Here is an 18,952-nt window from a genome sequence, read left to right as displayed (position 1 = left end):
TTCTTCCTTCGCTACATGGAACCTTGGAATACTTCGTGCCGCGAATGAAACTACTTCGCGTCGCGAAGTTGCGCAAGGTATGATCGGAAGTCATGTCGAGGAAGGGACACCACCCCGTGCCGGACAGCTCGGATATCGCGGCCGCGCTGGTCCGGCTGTCGTTCCTCGTGCAGGGGCACTATGCGCGGATCTGCGGCCGGCACGACCTCAGCCCAGCACAAGCCGAGCTGATGTGTGTCATCAAGGATCAGGCGCGGGGCATGACCGAACTCACCCGCATGCTCGGGGTGGAGCGGCCCGGCCTCACCGGGCTGGTCGACCGGATCGAAAGACGCGGACTCGCGCGCCGGGACACGAACCCGCACGACCGGCGCGCGGTGACGGTCGCCCTGACACCCCAGGGCAAACGCATCACCGACAGTTTCTACGCCGAGGTGTCCGACGCTTTGCGACAGGTCGTCGCGCACCTACCCGCGGCCGATCAGCAGCGGTTCGCCGACACGGCCTTCGACATCCTCCTGGCCGAAAGAGTCCCGGCGATCTTCGGCGACAGCGCAGGCCGGGTCTCCGCCCCGGAGTGACGGCTCGCCGGCGGTCGTCACGAGTCCGCCGTCCGCCACAAGCTTGGGTTGGCCCCCCGGCCAGAGGTCAGCGCGGTGCCGGGAACGCTGACGGTGACAGCGGGGCGCCGAGCCGCTCCACGTGCGTAAATGGTTGCGCCTTGGAAAAGGCCCACCGCGAAGCTGGGCCTACGCGACGATCAGTTCGATGCCGGCATCCCGGATCTCCGCGGCCAGGCCTTCCGGAACCTCCTCGTCGGTGATCAGGATGTCGACGGTGTTCAGCGCGGCCACTTTCGCCGGGGCCTCGACACCGAGTTTGCTGGAGTCGGCGAGCAGGATGACGCGGCGTCCGGCCCGGAGGAGCTGCCGCTTCGAGTCGGCCAGCTGGCGTGAGACGTCGACCAGGTCGAGGTCCCCGTCGATGCCGTGGGCGCCGAGGAACGTCGTGTGGGCGAGGTCGTCGCCGTACCGGCCGGCCGGCCCCACCGTGCTGATCGCCTCCTTGTCGACCGGCCCTCCGATCATGACGACGTCCACCCCGTCGACGGAGAGCAGGTGCTGGGCGGTATTCAGCGCCGGCGTGACGACGGTCAGGTTCTTCACCTGCGGTATGTGATGGGCCAGCGCCAGCACCGTCGTGCCGGCGTCGAAGACCACCGTCGTGTCGCCGTGGATGAACTGCGATGCCGCCGCACCGATCCGCCGTTTGGCGTCCCGGTTGCGGATCAGCCGGGAGTCGAACGTCGTCTTTTCCGAGGCGGCGTTGGACAGGACCGCACCGCCACGGGTGCGTACCAGCCGCCCGCGGCGCTCGAGTTCCTGCAGATCGCTGCGGAGCGTCACGTCGGAGACGTCGAACTTCTCCTGCAGGTCCCGGGTGCGGACGACCCGGTGGGCATAGAGCAGCTCGAGGATCTGGTTGCGGCGGTCTTCGGCGAGCACAGGACCAGTGAACACCACGTCGCCGGTCACCGTCCGCGGACGGCCGGGCCGGTCGGCCCGAGGACGCTGGTGAGCGCGGCCCGGGTGCCGGCGGTACGGATGTCGCGCAGAGTGTCGGCGTACGGCCGCTCGAATTCGGGCCGGCCCTCCAGCCCGTGGAACAGCGGGTTGCCGCGGATCACCGCGAGGAGATCGTCGTCGTGACGAGCCGCACGGGCGCAGAGGTCGGCCGAACGGGCATCGTCGACCTCGTAGCGCCGGCCGGCGTCGTCGACCCCCTCCAGGAACCGCGCCCACGCGGCCACCACGGCCGTCGCCGCCGGCGCCGGCCGGCCGCGGTCGAGCAGGTCACGGATGACCGGCAGGACGAAGCTGGGCAGGCTGGTCGAGCTCTGACTGGTCAGCCGGGTGATGGTGTCGCGGATCTGCCGGTTGGCGAAGCGCTCGGCGATGGTCGTGCAGTAGGCGTCGACGTCGATCCCGGCGACGTCGGGGAGGGTCGTCGCGGCTTCGGTGCGGGTGTAGCGGTCGAGCAGGGCACCGATGACCGGGTCGGTGGACGACTGGTGGCCGTACCGGTGGCCGAGCAGCCGACCGGCGTAGCTGATGGTCTGGTGCCCGGCGTTCAGGATGCGCATCTTCATCAGTTCGTACGGCCGCACGTCGGTGACGAACTGGGCGCCGACGAGTTCCCAGGCCGGCCGCCGGTCGGTGAACCTGTCCTCGATCACCCATTGCGCGAAGGGCTCGCAGGCCACCGGCCACGCGTCGGTGAGGCCGGTGGCGGCCGCGGCCGCTTCGATGTCGCTGTCGGAGGTTCGAGGGGTGATGCGGTCGACCATGGAGTTGGGGAAGCCGACATTGCTTTCGATCCACTCGCCGAGGGCCCGGTTCTGGGCGGTGGCCAGGGCGACGACGACCCGGCGGGCGACGTCGCCGTTGGCATGGACGTTGTCGCAGGAGAGCACGGTGAACGGCGGGGTGCCGCGTGCCGTCCGCCGGCGCAGGGCTTCGATGATGTAGCCGAACGCGGTTCGTGGTGCGCTCGGGCTCGTACGGTCGTGTTCTAGGTCGGGGGCGTCCATGTCGATCTGGTCGTGCGCCGCCCGGTAGAAGTATCCGCCCTCGGTGATGGTGAGCGACACGATCCGGGTGGCCGGGTCGGCCATGCGGGTGAGCACTCGTTCGGGGTCGTCCGGTGCGAACAGGTGCTCGACGATCGAGCCGATGACGCGGGGCTCGATGCTTCCGTCGGAGTGACGGACCAGGAGCGTGTAGAGGCAGTCCTGGTCGTTCATGACCTCGACGATCCGCCGGTCCTGGGGCAGCAGGCTGATCCCGCTGATGCCGAAGGACCGGGCTCCGGCGTCGGCCGCCAGCAGAGAGTCGAGGTAGGCAGCCTGGTGTGCGCGGTGGAAGCCGCCGACGCCGATGTGGACGATGCCGGGTGAGACGGCTGTCCGGTCGTACGCGGGCACTGCGGTGTGGCGCGAGGCCGACGAGATGGTGGCCGTTCTTAGCTGGGTCATGGGTGAACGTCCCTACTTGCCGCGGTGGGTCGCCCCGACCGGCTCGGCCAGCCGCTGCGCTTTCGCCAGCGCCTGGTCGACTGTCTCCTTGCCGGCGATCGCGTTGGCGATCTCCTGCGACACCTGGGTTCCGAGGTCCGGGAACTCCGGGATGCCGACGAACTGGACGCCGGTGTAGGGCTGCGGACTGACGCCGGGCTGGACCGGGTTGGCGTTCCGCAAGGCCGACTGTTCCTGCTCGTAGTACGCCGACGCGGCCTTCGTGTAGCCGGCCTGCGCGTACGTCGACGAGCGCTTTCCGGTCGGCGCCTTGCTCCACCCGTACCTGTCGCCCACCTCCTGCTCGAACTTCTTGCTGGACGCCCAGCTGATGAACTTCCAGGCGGCGTCCGCGCTCCGGCTCGACTTCGGGATGCCCCAGGCCCAGGTCCACAGCCAGCCCGAGTTCCGGGTCTGGTCGACCGGCGCCGCGACGTAGCCCATCTTGCCCTTGATCGGCGAGTCGCCCGCTTCGAAGAGACCGGCGATCGACGTGGCGTCGTACATCATCGCGGCCTTGCTCTGCAGCACGATGTTGATGCACTCCTGGACACCGGTCTCGGCCGCGCCGGGCTCACCGGACGTCTGGAGCAGGTTCACGTACATCCGCGTCGCGGCACTGACGTCCGGGCTGTTCAGCTTGGCGGTCCAGTCGGCGTCGAACCACTGGCCGCCGTACGTGTTGATCACGGTGTTGAGCGGGGCGAGGTTCTGACCCCATCCAGCCAGGCCACGCAGGCAGATGCCGGCCATCCCGGGCCGGGCCTTGTTCACCTTGGCGGCCAGGTCGGCCACCTGGTCCCAGGTCGGGTGGTCGGGCATGGTCAGTCCCCGTTCCTGAAAGACGTCCTTGCGGTACATCAGGAAGGACGACTCGCCGTAGAACGGCTCGCCGTACAGCTTGCCGCCCGCGCCGAGCCCGGTGGTGAACGCGGGGAAGACGTCGGCCTGGTCGAAGTCCGGGGTCGTGCTCACGTAGCCGTCGAGGGGGGTCATCCACCCGTTCTTCGCGAAGATCGGCACTTCGAAGGCGCTCACGCTGGTGACGTCGTACTGGCCGGCCTGGCTCGAGTACTCCTGGTTGACCTTGTCGCGTACGTCGTTCTCGGGCAGCGCGGTGTAGGCGACCTTGACGCCGGTCTCCCGGGTGAACTCGGGGGTGAGTTCCTGCAGCAGCTTCATCTGCGGGTTGTTGACCATCAGGACGCGTACGGTGCCGCCACCGCCGGAGGTGCTGTCACTGCCGCCGCCGGCGCCGCCGCAACCGGAGGCGATGGTGCTGACGGCCATGAGGGCGGCCACCAGTCTCGAGTGTCGTTTCATGGTGAGGGGTCCTTTGCCGGTGTCAGTGGGTTGTTTCCCGTGGTCCGATGCCGCCGGGGTGGGTCGCGCACTCGGCGGCCGCGGCGCTCGCGCGCGCCACACAGATGTCGATCGGCTCGCCCTGCGCGAGGGCGGCGGCGTAGCTTCCGTGAAAGACGTCGCCGCAACCGGTGGTGTCGACGACGGTGACGGGCTCGGCCGGCCGGTGCCGCACACCCGCGTGCCCGTCACGGGTGCGATACCAGCAGCCGTTGGCGCCGTCGGTCACCACCACGGCGGCCCGGTCGGGTCGCCAGAGCCCGGAAGCCGCCGCCACCGGGTCGTCGGCGCCGGTCAGCGACGTGGCCGTCGTGAGCGGGACGATCAGGTGATCGGTCAGGTCGATGAGGTCGGCGATCCGCTGGCCGCCGGCCCGCTCGATGTCGGCCACGACGGCGACGCCGGCGGCCCGCGCCGCCTCGGCGGCACGGATGCCGCCGGGGAGGCCGTATTCGTCGAGGATCAGAACTCGGGCCGACCGGACGAGGCCGAGGTCGACGTCGTCCGGCAGCCCCATGGTCGTGCGGTCGTCGTAGGCGATGAAGCGCCGACCGTCCGGGCCGACGATGATGACTGACCGTATCGGCGGGGTGTCGGGGGAGATTCGGGCGTGGGCCACGTCGACGCCTTCGGAACGGAGGTTGCCGAGCACGCCGCCGCCGGTTGTCTCATCGGGCAGGTGCCCAATGAACGCGCAGGTCGTGCCGGCCCGCGCCGCGGCGACCATCGCGGTGGCGACGTTGCCGCCGAACCGGGTCTCCTGACCGATGACCCGTCCCTTTCCGTCACCGAACGGGGCGTCGACGAAGACGAGCCGGTCGACGGTGACGGCGCCGCCGCCGACCACCGCGAACCCGGTTGTCACCGCCCGGTCCTCGCCCTGACCGGCTCGGCCGCGGTCTCGGCGGGTACGCCGTCGTGGATGACCGCCGCGTAGGCACTGCCGGCCGCTGTCACGTCGTCGGCGCCCCAGAGGTTGCGGCCGACGACCGCGCCGACCGCGCCGGCCCGCAGTCCGTCCTGGATCTGCTGCAGGGCCGCGGTGAAGGTGCCGGTCTTCGGTCCACCGGCGAGCACGATCGGTGTGGGGCAGGTTCGGACGATCTCGGCGAAGGCCGCCTCGTCGCCCGGGTAGCCGACCTTGATCACGTCGACGCCGGTCTCCAGTCCGCATCGCACGGCCCAGGCGATCTCCTCGGGGGTGAAGACGATCTGCTTCCGTTCGTCGCGGGGGTAGATGTGCGCGACGACCGGCATCTCCAGCGGGGCGGCGGCGCGGACGGTGTCGAAGAGCCACCGCAGGTAGTTGCCCTCGGTGTCGCCCCGGACCGGGATGGCTACGGCCAAGGCGTCGGCGCCGAGCCGGACAGCGTCTTCCGGGGTACCGATCAGCTGTTGGACCCGGTCGTCAGCGGTGAAGCAGCCGCCCTGGACGATCAGGGCGGCCCGGCCGGCGTGCCTCGGCCACAGCCGACCGGCCGTGCCACTGATCATCGTCACCGCATCCGGACCGGCGGCCATGATCCGGCTCAGTGCGCCGGGCAGATCGGCCAGGCCTCCCGCCCGGACGTCGCCGTATCCGACGAAGTGATCGATCGCCGCGCCGAACAGGTTTCCGGAGCTGTGCGAGAACAGCCGGGCCAGTCGAATGCTCGTTCCCAGTCCCATGTCGCTCCCTTGTGTTAACAGCTTGTTGCCGATAGCTTCTGCCGAAAGCCTTCGTAAGTCAACAGCTTCCACTAACTTTCGTTTAACACGTGGAGTGCCCCGTTATGAGCGCAACTGTCCATCCAATCGGAACCCAGCAACGAACAGCGCGCAGAGCCGCATGGGCGCGCCGAGCACCGCTTCTGCCCGCCTTGATCTTCATGATCGTGCTGACCCAGGTGCCCTTCGTGGCGACTCTGGTCATCTCACTCATGCGGTGGAACGCGCTCTACCCCGAGGATCGCGCCTTCGCCGGCCTGGACAACTTCCGGCTGGTCGTGCAGAACGCGGCGCTGCGCTCGTCCGTCGCGACCACCCTGATCCTGACCCTGGTCGTCGTCGGGGTCTCGCTCGTCCTCGGGCTGATCCTGGCGCTGCTGCTCAACCGGCGTTTCGCCGGCCGCGGCATGGTCCGGACCATGTTGATCGCGCCATTCCTGCTGGTGCCCGTCGCGTCGGCGCTGATCTGGAAACACGTCCTGCTGAACACGTCCTACGGACTGATCAACGGCGTCCTGAACTGGGTCTGGTCACTGTTCGGGTCGTCGGCCGCGCCCCAGCCGGCATGGGTGTCCGAGTACCCGTTGATCTCCATCGAGGCCGGCCTGATCTGGCAGTGGACACCGTTCATGATGTTGATCATCTTGGCCGGCCTGCAGAGCCTGCCGCCCGATACCGTCGAGGCGGCCCACATCGATGGTGCCGGCGGCGTCGACGTCTTCCGGTACATCACCTTCCCGCACCTGCGCCGATATCTCGAACTCGGTGCCCTGCTGGGCGGCATCTACATCGTCCAGAACTTCGATGCCGTCTTCACCATCACCCAGGGCGGCCTGGGCACCTCCAACCTGCCGTACACGATCTACCGAACCTTCTTCCAGGCCCAGGACTACGGGCTCGCCTCGGCGATGGGCGTGGTCGTGGTCGTCGGCACCATCGTCATCGCCACGTTCGCGCTTCGCGTCGTGTCGTCGCTGTTCCGGGAGGGAACCCGATGACCACCCGGGGCCGGATCTGGACCCTCGTGGCCTGGGCGGCCGGCCTGCTGGCGATCGTTCCCATCGTCTGGATGATCCTCACCTCGCTGCACACCGAACCTCAGGCCGCCACGAACCCACCGTCGGTCGCGGCGCACCTGACCGTCGCCGGCTACCAGGCCTTCTTCAGTAACAGCTTCGCCACGTGGGCAGCGCTCATCAACTCGGTCATCGCCTCGGTCGCCTCGACCGGTCTCGTGCTCGTGCTGGCGGTGCCGGCCGCGTACGCACTTTCGATCAAGCCCGTTCGCAAGTGGACCGACGTCCTGTTCTTCTTCCTGTCGACCAAATTCCTGCCCGTCGTGGCCGGGCTGCTCCCGCTGTACCTGGTGGCCAGCCGCGCCGGCCTGCTCGACCAGATCGGCTTCCTGGTACTGCTCTACACCGCCATGAACCTGCCCATCGCCGTCTGGATGATGCAGTCGTTCCTGGCCGAAGTCCCCCGGGAGATGCTGGAGGCGGCTGCCCTCGACGGTGCCGGCCTGATCAAGACCCTCACGCGGGTCGTCGCACCCGTCGTGCGGCCCGGACTAGCCGCCACCAGCCTCATCTGCTTCATCTTCAGCTGGAACGAGCTGATGCTGGCCCGGACCCTGACCGCGACCGTGGCCGGCACCGCGCCGGTCTACCTCACCAGCTTCGTGACCAGCCAGGGACTCTTCCTCGCGCAGCTCTGTGTCGCGTCGACGGTCATCTCGCTTCCGGTGCTCATCGCCGGGTTCGCGGCCCAGGAGCGGCTGGTGCAGGGCCTCTCGATGGGAGCGATCAGGTAGGGCTCGGAGCTCACGAGGCCCAGGGAGCGAAGGCGTTCTCCGGCGGTGGGGTCAGGGTCGGGCAGTGGCGCTGGATGAGCTTGCTCATCGTGGTCTCGGCGATCCAGTCCAGGCCGAACTGGGTGTAGATCTCCGGGCGGTAGTCGACGGTCAGGAAGCGGTCGCTCTGCAGGCGGCGGGACGCCATCAGGATGAAGACCCGGAACGCCGTGTCGGAGAAGCCGAAACCGTCCGGTGGGGTCTCGGCGAACATGCCGACCATGGTGTCGACCTCGTCGATGCTGCGGTAGACGCCACGCAGCCGCTCGACCGTGGCCGGGTCGGAGCTCAGCTGGTCCCAGCGGTTCAGGCGCGGCATGTGCAGCCCGGCCCGGAAGTCGTTGTAGCGCGGGATGTCCCGTCGCCGGGTGCGGACCAGGTCGACCACCGACAGGTCGATCAGCTCGCCGTCCCGCTCCAGGTTCATCAGGGTACGCGGGAAGTTGTGCAACGTGATCGCACCCGGATGCGCCGTGCCGAACGAGTGCAGCACGTCGGTGAGCCCGATCGCCCGCAGCTCGTCGTCGGCCTTGTCGCCGAGCAGATCGGTCAGCGTACGCGTACCCGCGGCGCCGAACGAGAAGTCGTCGGGGACCAGCGGGTGCATCCGGTAGACGGTGACGAAGTCCTCGGTCAGCGAGAACGGCGCCGCGTGGTGGTCGGGCGTGGTGCCGGGGATGCCGTGCAGCGCGTGCGCGTCGGTCAGCCAGACGCCGATCCGGGACAGGAGATCATTCGCGGGTACGCCACTCCAGTTGATGTTCATGCCCTTGTACAGGGTGTCGGTCTTGAGGATGGCCGGCGTCCACTCGATGGTGTGGATCTTGGCGATCAGGGCGGCCACGATCAGCCGGGCGGTCTGGTAGACCCGCTCGTCGTCCCATCCGGGGTTGCGGGAGCGCAACTCGTCGCAGAGCACGTTGTGTTCCCGCGCGAACAGCGTGTGCATGCTGCTCAGGCCCAGCCACCAGGCCTCGTTGAAGCCGGTGATCTCGGCGCCGCGCACGTCGGTCGGCAGGTAGCCCTCGGCGGTCAGCCGCAACTTGGCCCCGTCGCGAAGGGCCAGGGCGGCGCTCTGTGAGGTGCCGTACACCTCGGAGCCGTCCCACCAGTGCGAGACGACGTTGCCGAAGGCGCCGTTGGCCAGCGGGATGTTCCCGCCGATGCGCATCGACGACTCGGCCGGCCCGCCCGGCGTGTTGACCCAGCCGGGCATGCCGGGCGGCAGCGGCACGTGCACGTCGGCCTGGCCGAGCTGGTGCCGCTGGTGCACCACCCAGTCGTGCACCTGGAACTGGATCCAGGTCGCGGCCAGGATGTTCAGCGTGGTGGCCGGGATGAACTTCTCGCGCCGCAGCAGTTCCCGGCTGACCACTATCGGGTTCGGGGTGTCGTGCAGGTCGGGGCGCGGGGCGGCGGGCATGTTGCGGCCGAAAGCGGCGCCGACCGCACCCATCCGAGGATCGGACAGGTCGTTGGCGCTGCCGTCATGGGTACGGAACTCTCGCTCGGCCGGAGAGGCGACGGCGGGCACGGTACGCACGCGCGGCGGCGCCTCCCGCGCCTCGGTGTCGATCAGGTTGTCCCGGCGCAGCACGTCGCGGAACGACGCGAGGTTGAGCAGGGCCAGCGCCCCGGGCATCTTGTGCCACGGGACGAAGCGGTTGGCGGTCGCGAAGATCCGGCCCGCGAGGCCACCGAAGATGGTGTTGCGCAACGGCACCTCGGTGACGAACCGCTCCCGGTTGCGGTGGGCCGCGCTGGCGTCGTAGGCGGCCCGGCGGACCCGGTTGAGGTTGCCCAGCGGCCGGAACTCCTCGGTCGTGTTCCACGGGTTGTAGCGGAGGTTGGCGCCGGAGGTGGGTGTCCCCCGCGGGATGGTGAGCACGGCAACGACGATCGGCGGCGCCGAGGGTGAACGCCAGTCAACCGCGGCGTCCTCGATCGGCGTGGCCTTCGCGTCCCGGAACGGCTGCACGCACAGCTCGAACCGGACGTCGCCGGCCGCGAGCCGGTGGGCCATCTCGGCGGTGAGGAAATCCGGACCGTCGAAGGGCTGCGCGGCGGCCGGGGCGAGCGGGCGCAGCGAGTACTGCACCGCGGTGTCACCCCAGCGGATCGGCGTCCGGCTCCAATACGAGATGGTCGCCACGCTGGCGATCGTGGTCCGGCCACCGAGGATGTTGCGGATCATGCGGACGGCCTCGACGGGACCGACCACGAACGGCAGCCGCAGCAGACCGGTGGCGCGGGACAGCCCGCCCCCGGCGGTGAGCAGCGCGAAGTCGACGAACTGCTGGGCGTCGCGGGCGTGCGCGACGGGTGCGCTGGTCATCGTCAGGTCGTGGCCGTCGACCCGCAGCGCCACGCCGCGCAGGTCGGCGTCTTTGTCGGACAGCAGCCGCCCCTCGGCGTTGCTGAACCGGACCGTGGCCGGGTACGCGGCCCCCGGCTGGGCGAAGCCGGCGGTCAGCTCGGGCGGCAGGTCGTCGACGAACCGCAGCGAGGCCTCGTCCACGACGTACGTACCCTTGGCCTGAAAGCCCGCAACGATCTTCCCGCCGGCCGCGTTCTTCACCTGGGCCCGCATGATCTTGCGCGCGAGGTCCTCGAAGAGGACGCGTTCCGCCTCCGGCGACCCACCCAGATAGCTCTCAGACCACAAAGCCGCCTCCAAAAAGGGAACCGAGGGCCGTCAATCTACTTCAGACAGCCCCCGGAAAGACCCCTCAGACCGGCCGGAGAGTCGCCCAGCCCTCATCGCGTGTCCGTGCGGTCGCGAGCAGGCCCGCCACCGTTGACGCATTCGTGATCTCGCCGCGGAGGATCATGGCGACCGCCTCGTCCAGATCGAACCAGGCGATCTCCAGGTCGGCCTCCTCGTCCTCGCGCTGATAGCGGGAGTCGTCCGGCACCGGCGTCAGGTCGCGGGCCAGGTAGACCCGGATCGTCTCGTTGCTGAACCCGGGCGACGTCTGCAGATCGATCAGCAGGTCGTAGCGGGCGGCCCGGTAGTCGGTCTCCTCGGCCAGCTCGCGCCGGGCGGTGACCAGCGGGTCCTCGCCCTTGACGTCGCGCAGCCCGGCCGGGATCTCCCACAGCCGCTCGTGCACCGGATGCCGGTACTGGCGGATCAGCACGACCCGGCCGACGTCGTCCAGCGCCACCACACCGACCGCGCCCTTGTTCTCGACCACGTCGCGGACGGCGGTACCGCCGCTCGACATCGTCACCCGGTCGGAATAGACGGTGAAGATCGGCCCGGCGTACCGCTCGGTGCGGTCGAGCGTCTCGTGCTCGAAGGTGGTCACGACGCGGCGACCGGCTCGGACTGGGCCGGGACCTCGGAGACCTCGGCCAGCGGGCCGACCGGCAGCTCGTCGGCGGCCGCGTACGCGACGGAGGCCTTGACGAACGCGGCGAACAGCGGGTGCGCCCGGGTCGGCCGGCTCTTCAGCTCGGGGTGCGCCTGGGTGGCCACGAAGAACGGGTGAGCATCGCGGTCGAGCTCGATGAACTCGACCAGGCGCCCGTCCGGCGAGGTGCCGGAGAACTTCAGACCGGCCTTGGCCAGCTTGTCGCGGTAGTCGTTGTTGACCTCGTAGCGGTGGCGGTGACGCTCGGAGATCTCGGTGCTGTCGTACGCCTCGGCCACGATCGACCCGGGGGTCAGCGCCGCCGGGTACGCGCCCAGCCGCATCGTGCCGCCCATGTCGCCCTTGCCGGCGACGATGTCCTGCTGGTCGGCCATCGTCGAGATGACCGGGTTCGGGGTGGTCTCGTCGAACTCGAGCGAGTTGGCCCCGGCCAGCCCGGCCAGGTTGCGGGCGGCGTCGATGGTCATGCACTGCAGGCCCAGGCACAGGCCGAGGATCGGGATGCCGTTCTCCCGGGCGTACCGCGAAGTATTGATCTTGCCCTCGATGCCGCGGATGCCGAAGCCGCCCGGGATCACGATGCCGTCCACGCCCTTGAGCGCGCTCGCGGCGCCGCTCTGGGTGTCACACTCGTCACTGGGCACCCAGCGCAGCTGCACCTTGGCGTTGTTGGCGAAACCGGCCGCGCGGATCGCCTCGCTCACCGACAGGTATGCGTCCGGCAGATCGACGTACTTGCCGACCAGGGCGACGGTGATCGTGCGGCGCGGGTGGTGCACGCGCTGCAGCAGGTCGTCCCAGCTGGCCCAGTCGACGTCACGGAAGGACAGGCCGAGCCGGCGGACGACGTACGCGTCCAGTCCCTCGCGGTGCAGCACCTTGGGGATGTCGTAGATGCTCGGCGCGTCCGGGCAGGCCACCACGGCCTCGCGGTCGACGTCGCAGTAGAGCGACAGCTTGTGCTTGAGCTTCTCCGGGATCTCCCGGTCGCTGCGGCAGACCAGCGCGTCCGGCTGGATACCGATGTTGCGCAGGGTGGCCACCGAGTGCTGGGTCGGCTTGGTCTTGAGCTCGCCCGACGGCGCCAGGTAGGGCACCAGCGAGACGTGCAGATAGAAGACGTGGTCGCGGCCGATCTCGTGCCGGACCTGGCGGATCGCCTCGAGGAAGGGCAGCGACTCCATGTCACCGACCGTGCCGCCGACCTCGGTGATCACGACATCGGGGGTACGCCCGCACTCGTCCGGATCGGCCATCGCGAAGATGCGCTCTTTGATCTCGTTCGTCACGTGCGGGATGACCTGCACGGTGTCGCCCAGGTATTCGCCGCGCCGCTCCTTGGCGATGACCGCCGAATAGATCTGGCCGGTCGTGACGTTCGCCTTGGCCGACAGTGACCGGTCGAGGAACCGTTCGTAGTGGCCGACGTCCAGGTCGGTCTCGGCGCCGTCCTCGGTGACGAACACCTCACCGTGCTGGAACGGGTTCATCGTGCCGGGGTCGACGTTCAGGTAGGGGTCGAGTTTCTGCATCACGACCCGGAGCCCGCGCGCGGTCAGCAGATTGCCGAGGCTGGAGGCGGTGAGGCCCTTGCCCAGCGAGGAGGCGACGCCCCCGGTGACGAAAATGTGTCGGGTGTCGCGCGCTGTGACGGCCAAAGCCAGCTCCCGTGGTCGGTCCTACAGGGTCTTGCGAACCGGCGCTGAGCTTGCTTCAACCCAAGCGAGGCAGCGCCATCCACGGGATTCCACGGTAACACCTCTTCATGCCGGGGCATGTTCGGGCTGGTCGCCCCGCGTGTCTGCGACATTCCGGGCGATTCCTGGTCCTCCGGGGCCGTCCGTCTCACCGTCGGGCCGGGTGCGGTCGGCGGCGTGGTCGAGCACGCGCAAGGCCGTCAACACCGCGACGGGTACGGCCACAGCCGCCGCCGCCCCGGCCACGGTCAGTGCCGTACCCCCCAGCGGCCCGGCCAGCAGCGCCGTCACCGTCGTTCCGGCTCCCGCCGCCCGCAACGCCGGATGCAGCCCGAACAGCCGGTTCAGCCCGCCCCAGGGCGAGAACTGGCAGAACGCCAGCATCAGCACGCCGATGATCGAGATCACGGTCAGCGGACTGTCCACCAGCGACAGACTGTTCGCGGCGGCCGCCCGCTGCAAAGCCGGACCGGCCGTACCGTCGGCCAGCGCGGTCAGGATCCGGCCCAGGCTGCCCTGCTCGGACGGCGGCCGGCGCAGGTCGAGCGCCGCGAACCCGATGGTCACGCCCAGCCCGGCCAGGGTCGCCCAGGCGAACCGCGAGAAGGTCAGCCAGCCACCGGCGCTGATCGCCGCGGCCACGCACACCCCGGCGGTCACCGCGATCGCGCCGGCCGGGTCCGCGCCCAGGTACGGGCTGCCGACCATGACCACCGCCAGCCCGCCGATCAGCACCATCACCACCGGCCGCCACGGCTTGCGCAGATATTGTGCGACGCAGCCGGCCACCACCAGCATCCCGGTGACGAACACGCCCAGCCCGACGTTGCCGACGCCCGCGTACCGGCCCCCGGCCGCCGCCGAGTATCCGGCCACCCCGTTGAGCTGCAACTGTGCGCCGGTGAGGAGGTCGGCGCCGACCACCACGGCCCCGATCAGGGCGACCGAGCCGATCGGCCACAGGGTCCGTGGATAGCGTGGCGCGACCCGGACGGCGGCCGTGCCGATCGCCACCAGGGCCAGCGTGACCAAGGCGAAGACCAGGCCCGGACGGCTCGCCCGCCACCACGGCGCCGCGTCGGCGAGCAGCGCCGCCGGCAGCACCAGGGCCACCGCGATCAGCGCCACCTCCACCGCGCCGAGCAGGATCCGGGACGGCGCCGCCGGGCCCCGCGGGCCGGCGTGCCGGCGGGCCCGCACCATCAGCGGCACCGCGGCCAGGAACAAGGCCAGATCGGCGGCGGCCAGGGCGGCGAAGAACTCGTCGGCCACCCCCCGCTGGGCGGTCGCCCGCCGGTCGGCGTCGTGGTCGCCGCGGACCGCGTCCTCGAGGCCGGCCGGGCGGCCCGGCACGGTCGTCGCCGTCCGCCCGCTGAACAGGCCCTGCGGCTCCGGGCGGCCGAGCGCGGTCAGCACCGTCGGGGCCAGGTCGACCAGTTGCAGGTAGCCGTCGCGGCCGGTGCCGGCCGAGGTGAGCCAGCCGCCGTCCCAGCCCTCCCCCTCGGCCATGGCCACGTGCAGGCGCGACGAGCTGGACGTGCCACCGACCCCGGCGACGACGATCAGCGAGCGGTCCGGGCGGCCGGCCACCACCCGGGCCAGCAGGGCGTCGGCGCGGGCCACGGCGGCCCGGCGCTGCGGCCCGGAACCGGCGATGGTGCCCAGGTCGACGATGCTGAGCACACAGGAGGACAGCAGCGGCTTGGCGTCGGCGGGCAGCTCGGCCTCGTACCGGTCGACCCGGCCGAACGGGCGGGCCGCCGCGATCGCCGCCCCCGGCCCGACGGCGACAGTGCAGCGCACCGACTCCGCCAGCGCGCCCGGCACCGCGCCGTAGGGCAGTGCCTGATTGTCCTGGACGATGTTCTTCTGCTGGTCGATGCTCGCGCCGAGGTTGTCCGGCCGGGTCAGCGCCGGGGCGAGCGGCGGGCACTGGCCCGGGACGGCCGCGTCGTCCCAGGCCGCGTAGTTGCCGGCGCCCAGCGTCAGCCAGCCGTCGGCCGGGCAGGTCACCCGGTGGCCCGAGCGCACCGACAGCCAGCCCACCGAACCCTTGCCGGCCTCGGCCCACAGGTTCGGGGTGAGCCGCGGGTCGAGGTCATCCCAGCGCAGCCCGGCCGCACCGGCCACGACCACGTAGTCCAGCGGCTGCTTGGCCGGTCCGGGCGCCGGGCGTACGGTCAGCGCCGTCACCCCGGCGGCCGCCGCGACCAGGACCATGACGTAGGGGAGCCAGCCGCGTACCGCGCGTACCGGGAAACCGGCCCGGCGCATCCGCCGCAGCCGGTTCATCCCCCGTCGCGGCAGCGTCCGAAGCGGGCGGAGCCTCACCCACTCACCTCGTCGTAGGCGGCGAGCACGTCGGCCACCGTGGCGGCCTCGTCCGGCCAGGCCGCGGCGCGTTCCGGCCCGCGCCGCGCGTAGTCGGCCCGCAGCCCGGGGTCGTCGAGCAGGCGGCGGACCGCGGCGTCGAGCGCGTCCACATCGCCCGGCGGCACCTGCACCGCCGCCTCGCCGACCAGTCCCGGCAGGCCGCCGACCGCGGTGCAGACCAGCGGTACGCCGGCCCGTAGCGCCTCCTGGGCGAACAGCTGCCGCGCCTCCCAGTCGCTGGTCACCACGGCCAGATCGGCCCCGGCCAGCAGGTCGGGCACGTCGTCGCGCCGGCCGAGCAGATGGAACCGGGCGTGCGTCTCGCTGGCCTGCTGGGCCAGCGGCATGTAGCTCGGACCGGACCCGGCCACCACGGTGACCGGCGACGGGGTCAGCGACCGCCACCGGGCCGCCGCGGCGACCAGCAGGTCGTAACGCTTCTGTGGGTGCAGCCGGCCGACCGAGAGGATCAGGGGTACGTCCGGGGCGAGGCGGAACTCGGCTCGGACCGCGGCCCGGGACCGCTTGGCCGGCGGCAGGGCGGGTGCGGCCACCGGGCTCAGCCGGGCCCTGCCGCCCAGCGCGACCGCCCGCTCGACCAGGTCCTCGGACGCGCCCAGGACCAGCGTGGCGTTGCGGACCACGATCCGTTCGACCAGTTGCGACGCGCTGGCCCGGAAGCCCTTGCCGAGCACCGCGTTGTGCAGCGTGACGATCAGCGGCACGGACGGCCGGGTGAGGCCGGCGACCAGGCCGGCCCGCAGCCCGTGCGCGTGGATCACGGTGACGCCCTGCCCGGCGAGTTCGCGGCGCAAGGCGCGGACCGCGCCGGAATCCTGCGGTCCCGGGTTGGGCGGGATCTCGACGGCGGCGAACGCGGCCCCGGCGGCGGTGAAGCCGAACAGCTCGTCGGTGGCGGCCGGACCGCACACCAGCACCGGCCGGCCGGCCGCGACCAGGCCGCGGACCAGAGAGGCGATGTGGTTGCCGACTCCGCCGGTGCTCGAGCCCAGCACCAGGGCCACCTTGCCGCTGCTCACGTCTCCCCTTTCCCCGCCGCGTCTTTCCCCACCGCCACGTCGCTTTCCGCCGCCGCGTCCTTCCCTACCGCCACGTCGCTTTCCGCCGCCGCGTCCTTCTCCACCGCCAGTGTCGTACCGTCGCTGCCTCCGTCGGCCTCTCGGGTCCGGCGGCCGCGCAGGCCGCGCAGTCCTCGCAGGTCACGCCGGTCGAGCAGGAGGACCACGGCCAGGTAGGCGGCGAGCACCGCCAGGCCACCGGCCAGCCCCTGCACCACGCTGCCGCCGAAGCCCGGGCCCATCCCGCTCGCGATCGCCCGCGTCAGCGACCAGCCGGCGAGCGCCGCGACGACCGCCGCCACGATACCGGCCGCCGCCGCCCGGCCCAGCCCGCTCAGGGCCGCGGCACCGGCGTGGCGGCGGACCGCGTACACCAGCAGCAGGCCGATCACCGACATGCCGATCGCGTTGGCCAGCCCCAGCGCATACACCTGCCGCTCCTCCCCCAGCCCCCACGTGAGCAGCACCGCGGCCACCGCCGCGACCCCCCACCCGGCCGCGGTCGAGGCGGCCGCCGCGCGCGTGGCGCCCCGGGCGTACAACGCACGGGAGAGCAGCGCGAACAGGGCGTACCCGAACAATCCGGCCGCGAACCCTCGGATCCCGGGCGCGGCCGACCGGGTGCCGACCAGGTAGGCGACCGGCTCGGCCAGAGCGAACAGCGCGGCCGCGCCCAGACCGGCCAGCAGCACCACCGAGCGGGCCACCGGCGCCAGCGCCCGGTCGAAACCGTCCGGATCGGCGGCCGACAGGGTCGGATACACGGCTGTGGCCAGCGGCACCGCCAGCACCGCCCAGGGCAGAAGGAAGACCGTCTGGGCGGCACTGTAAGCGGTCAGCCCGTCGCTCACCGCGAGCAGGATGACCACGCCGACCATCACCTGCTGCGAACCGACCGTGACCGCGCCGGCCCAGCCCAGCCGCACCGCCCGCCGGCCCTCGTCGCCCGGGAAGCGTAGGCTCGGCCGCCAGCGCAGCCGCAACCGGCGCAGCGGGATCAGCAGGCACAGGGCCAGCACGACCACCCCGAGCGTGGTGCCGATCGAGAGGACCAGTTCACCGGTGCGGGTGAGCCCACCGAAGTCCGTCCGCGACCCGTCCACCCCGGCATAGGTCAGATAGGCCGCCATCACCGTCACGCTGGACAGCAGCGGGGCGATCACCGGCCAGGCGAAGCGGTGGTGCGCCTGGAGCACACCGGTCAGCACGATCCCGGCGCCGTAGAGCGGCAGTTGCGGCGCGAACACCCTCAGCATGCTCGCGGCGACCGCGCGGTGCTCGGGCGGGACGTCCGGCAGCAGCCCGCTGATCGGCCCGGCCAGCAGCGCCACCAGGATCGCGAGCGGCACCATGGCCACCAGCACCCAGGTCAGCAGGGCCGAGGCGACCCGGCCGGCCCGGTCCGGCCGGGCCGCCGCCACGTCGCCGGCCAGCAGCGGCACCACCAGCGAGGCCAGCGCACCCCCGGCGACCAGCTCGAACACGATGTTCGGGATGGTGTTGGCGGCGTTGTAGATGTTGCCCAGCGGCCCGTCGCCGACGCTCCGCAGAAAGACGACGGTCCGGCCGAACCCGGCGATCCGCGACAGGACCGTCAGGGCGGTGATGAGGAGCGCGGCACCGGCGAGTTTTTTCACGAACGGCCGAGCTCATCCAGCCGACGCAGCCACGGCGTCTCCTGGATGACCTTGGTGAAGCTGATCTTTTCGCTGGCCGCGGTCAGGCCGGCCAGGACGGTCAGCGCCACCGCCCGCCCGGCCGTGCCGGTCCGCGCGGCCAGGGCCAGCCCGAGCAGCGCGCCCAGCGCGTTGGCCCCGGCGTCGCCGAGCATGATCTCCTCGCCCAGGTCGTCCGGCAGCAGCGCCGCCCCCGCACCGAGCGCCCCGGCGGCCAAGCCCCCGCCGGCGCCGAGCGACAGCGGCGTGCCGATCACCGTTCCCGCCTTGATCGCACGCCCCGGGCGCAGGTCGAGCAGATTGACCAGGTTGGCCGTGCCGGCGATCACGCCCGCGCCCAGCACGATGTCGCGCTTGCGGCCGCCGAGCAGCGCCGACGCCACCAGCGCGGCCGCGCCCACCCCGGCGATCTTGACCAGGCCGCTGGTCACGTGTCCCTCGCGCAGCGCGCCGAGGTGCCCGGCGAAGCCCTTCACCGCCTTCTGCTCGGGCCGGTTGCCGATCAGGTCGTCGTAGAAGCCGACGGCGCCGGAAACCGCGCCGGCGGCGACCGCGGCCGCGGCCGTGCGGGCCGAGCCGGCGCCTAGGGCGGCCCCGACTGTCGCCCCGGCGGCCAGCGCCGGGCCACCGGCCAGGGTGACCGTGCGGCCGCGGAAGTTGGTGCGCTCGAGCGCGGCGGCCCGCGGATCACGGCGGATCCAGGCGAGCACGGTGCGGGCGGTGAGGGCGGCGACGCCGGGTGCGGTCCTTCGCATGGAC

At 71.3% G+C, this 18,952-nt stretch carries 15 protein-coding genes; 3 read left to right on the top strand and 12 right to left on the bottom strand.

Translation table 11 applies throughout. The annotated features are described in order from the left end of the window. The first annotated feature begins 92 nt into the window (after positions 1-92). Positions 93-581: a MarR family winged helix-turn-helix transcriptional regulator gene (locus ACGFIO_RS35895; protein WP_392833627.1), complete on the top strand. Its 489-nt coding sequence runs from the start codon at positions 93-95 to the stop codon at positions 579-581. 168 nt (positions 582-749) lie between these two features. Here ACGFIO_RS35895 and ACGFIO_RS35890 read toward each other — a convergent pair whose 3' ends face one another. From ACGFIO_RS35890 to ACGFIO_RS35870, 5 genes are read right to left on the bottom strand one after another with little or no spacing between them, the layout of a single operon-like run. After that, positions 750-1,505 (bottom strand): DeoR/GlpR family DNA-binding transcription regulator, encoded by a 756-nt coding sequence (locus tag ACGFIO_RS35890; RefSeq protein ID WP_392833625.1) that lies wholly within the window; start codon positions 1,503-1,505, stop codon positions 750-752. A 26-nt stretch (positions 1,506-1,531) separates the two neighbouring features. Beyond that, positions 1,532-3,034, bottom strand: coding sequence for a mannitol dehydrogenase family protein (locus tag ACGFIO_RS35885; protein ID WP_392833623.1), 1,503 nt, complete (start codon positions 3,032-3,034; stop codon positions 1,532-1,534). Positions 3,035-3,046: 12 nt separating this feature from the next. Next, entirely contained in the window at positions 3,047-4,396 is a 1,350-nt protein-coding gene (locus ACGFIO_RS35880) for an ABC transporter substrate-binding protein (RefSeq protein ID WP_392833620.1), read from the bottom strand. A gap of 22 nt (positions 4,397-4,418) precedes the next feature. Further along, on the bottom strand, positions 4,419-5,300 hold the full coding sequence (locus ACGFIO_RS35875) for a PfkB family carbohydrate kinase (RefSeq protein WP_392833617.1): 882 nt from the start codon (positions 5,298-5,300) through the stop codon (positions 4,419-4,421). Then, entirely contained in the window at positions 5,297-6,103 is an 807-nt protein-coding gene (locus tag ACGFIO_RS35870) for a hypothetical protein (RefSeq protein WP_392833615.1), read from the bottom strand. The genes ACGFIO_RS35875 and ACGFIO_RS35870 overlap by 4 nt, the downstream gene beginning before the upstream one ends. A gap of 200 nt (positions 6,104-6,303) precedes the next feature. Here ACGFIO_RS35870 and ACGFIO_RS35865 point away from each other — a divergent pair, with 200 nt between their 5' ends. Then, entirely contained in the window at positions 6,304-7,140 is an 837-nt protein-coding gene (locus ACGFIO_RS35865; RefSeq protein ID WP_392833612.1) for a carbohydrate ABC transporter permease, read from the top strand. Next, positions 7,137-7,952, top strand: a complete 816-nt coding sequence (locus ACGFIO_RS35860) for a carbohydrate ABC transporter permease (RefSeq protein WP_392833609.1) — start codon at positions 7,137-7,139, stop codon at positions 7,950-7,952. Before ACGFIO_RS35865 ends, ACGFIO_RS35860 begins: the two co-directional genes overlap by 4 nt. Before the next feature lie 10 nt (positions 7,953-7,962). On the opposite strand, the gene ACGFIO_RS35855 is transcribed toward ACGFIO_RS35860, so the two are convergent. The 7 genes from ACGFIO_RS35855 to ACGFIO_RS35825 all read right to left on the bottom strand — a co-directional run bounded on the left by ACGFIO_RS35855 (position 7,963) and on the right by ACGFIO_RS35825 (position 18,948). Beyond that, complete coding sequence (locus ACGFIO_RS35855) at positions 7,963-10,656, bottom strand: peroxidase family protein (protein ID WP_392833606.1); 2,694 nt, start codon at positions 10,654-10,656, stop codon at positions 7,963-7,965. Positions 10,657-10,720: 64 nt separating this feature from the next. Continuing rightward, positions 10,721-11,302, bottom strand: coding sequence for an NUDIX domain-containing protein (locus ACGFIO_RS35850; protein ID WP_392833604.1), 582 nt, complete (start codon positions 11,300-11,302; stop codon positions 10,721-10,723). Then, positions 11,299-13,026, bottom strand: coding sequence for a CTP synthase (locus tag ACGFIO_RS35845; protein WP_392833603.1), 1,728 nt, complete (start codon positions 13,024-13,026; stop codon positions 11,299-11,301). The genes ACGFIO_RS35850 and ACGFIO_RS35845 overlap by 4 nt, the downstream gene beginning before the upstream one ends. Before the next feature lie 105 nt (positions 13,027-13,131). Beyond that, a complete protein-coding gene (locus ACGFIO_RS35840; RefSeq protein ID WP_392833602.1) occupies positions 13,132-15,396 on the bottom strand; it encodes a hypothetical protein in 2,265 nt (754 codons plus the stop codon). Next, entirely contained in the window at positions 15,393-16,478 is a 1,086-nt protein-coding gene (locus ACGFIO_RS35835) for a glycosyltransferase family 4 protein (protein WP_392833600.1), read from the bottom strand. The genes ACGFIO_RS35840 and ACGFIO_RS35835 overlap by 4 nt, the downstream gene beginning before the upstream one ends. Beyond that, positions 16,475-18,154, bottom strand: a complete 1,680-nt coding sequence (murJ, locus tag ACGFIO_RS35830) for a murein biosynthesis integral membrane protein MurJ (protein WP_392833597.1) — start codon at positions 18,152-18,154, stop codon at positions 16,475-16,477. Before murJ ends, ACGFIO_RS35835 begins: the two co-directional genes overlap by 4 nt. Then, positions 18,151-18,948: a hypothetical protein gene (locus tag ACGFIO_RS35825; protein ID WP_392833594.1), complete on the bottom strand. Its 798-nt coding sequence runs from the start codon at positions 18,946-18,948 to the stop codon at positions 18,151-18,153. The genes murJ and ACGFIO_RS35825 overlap by 4 nt, the downstream gene beginning before the upstream one ends. Positions 18,949-18,952 lie beyond the last annotated feature (4 nt).

Source organism: Actinoplanes sp. NPDC049265 (genome assembly GCF_043197135.1).
GTDB lineage: Bacteria > Actinomycetota > Actinomycetes > Mycobacteriales > Micromonosporaceae > Actinoplanes.
This window is presented reverse-complemented; position numbering and strand designations above follow the sequence as displayed.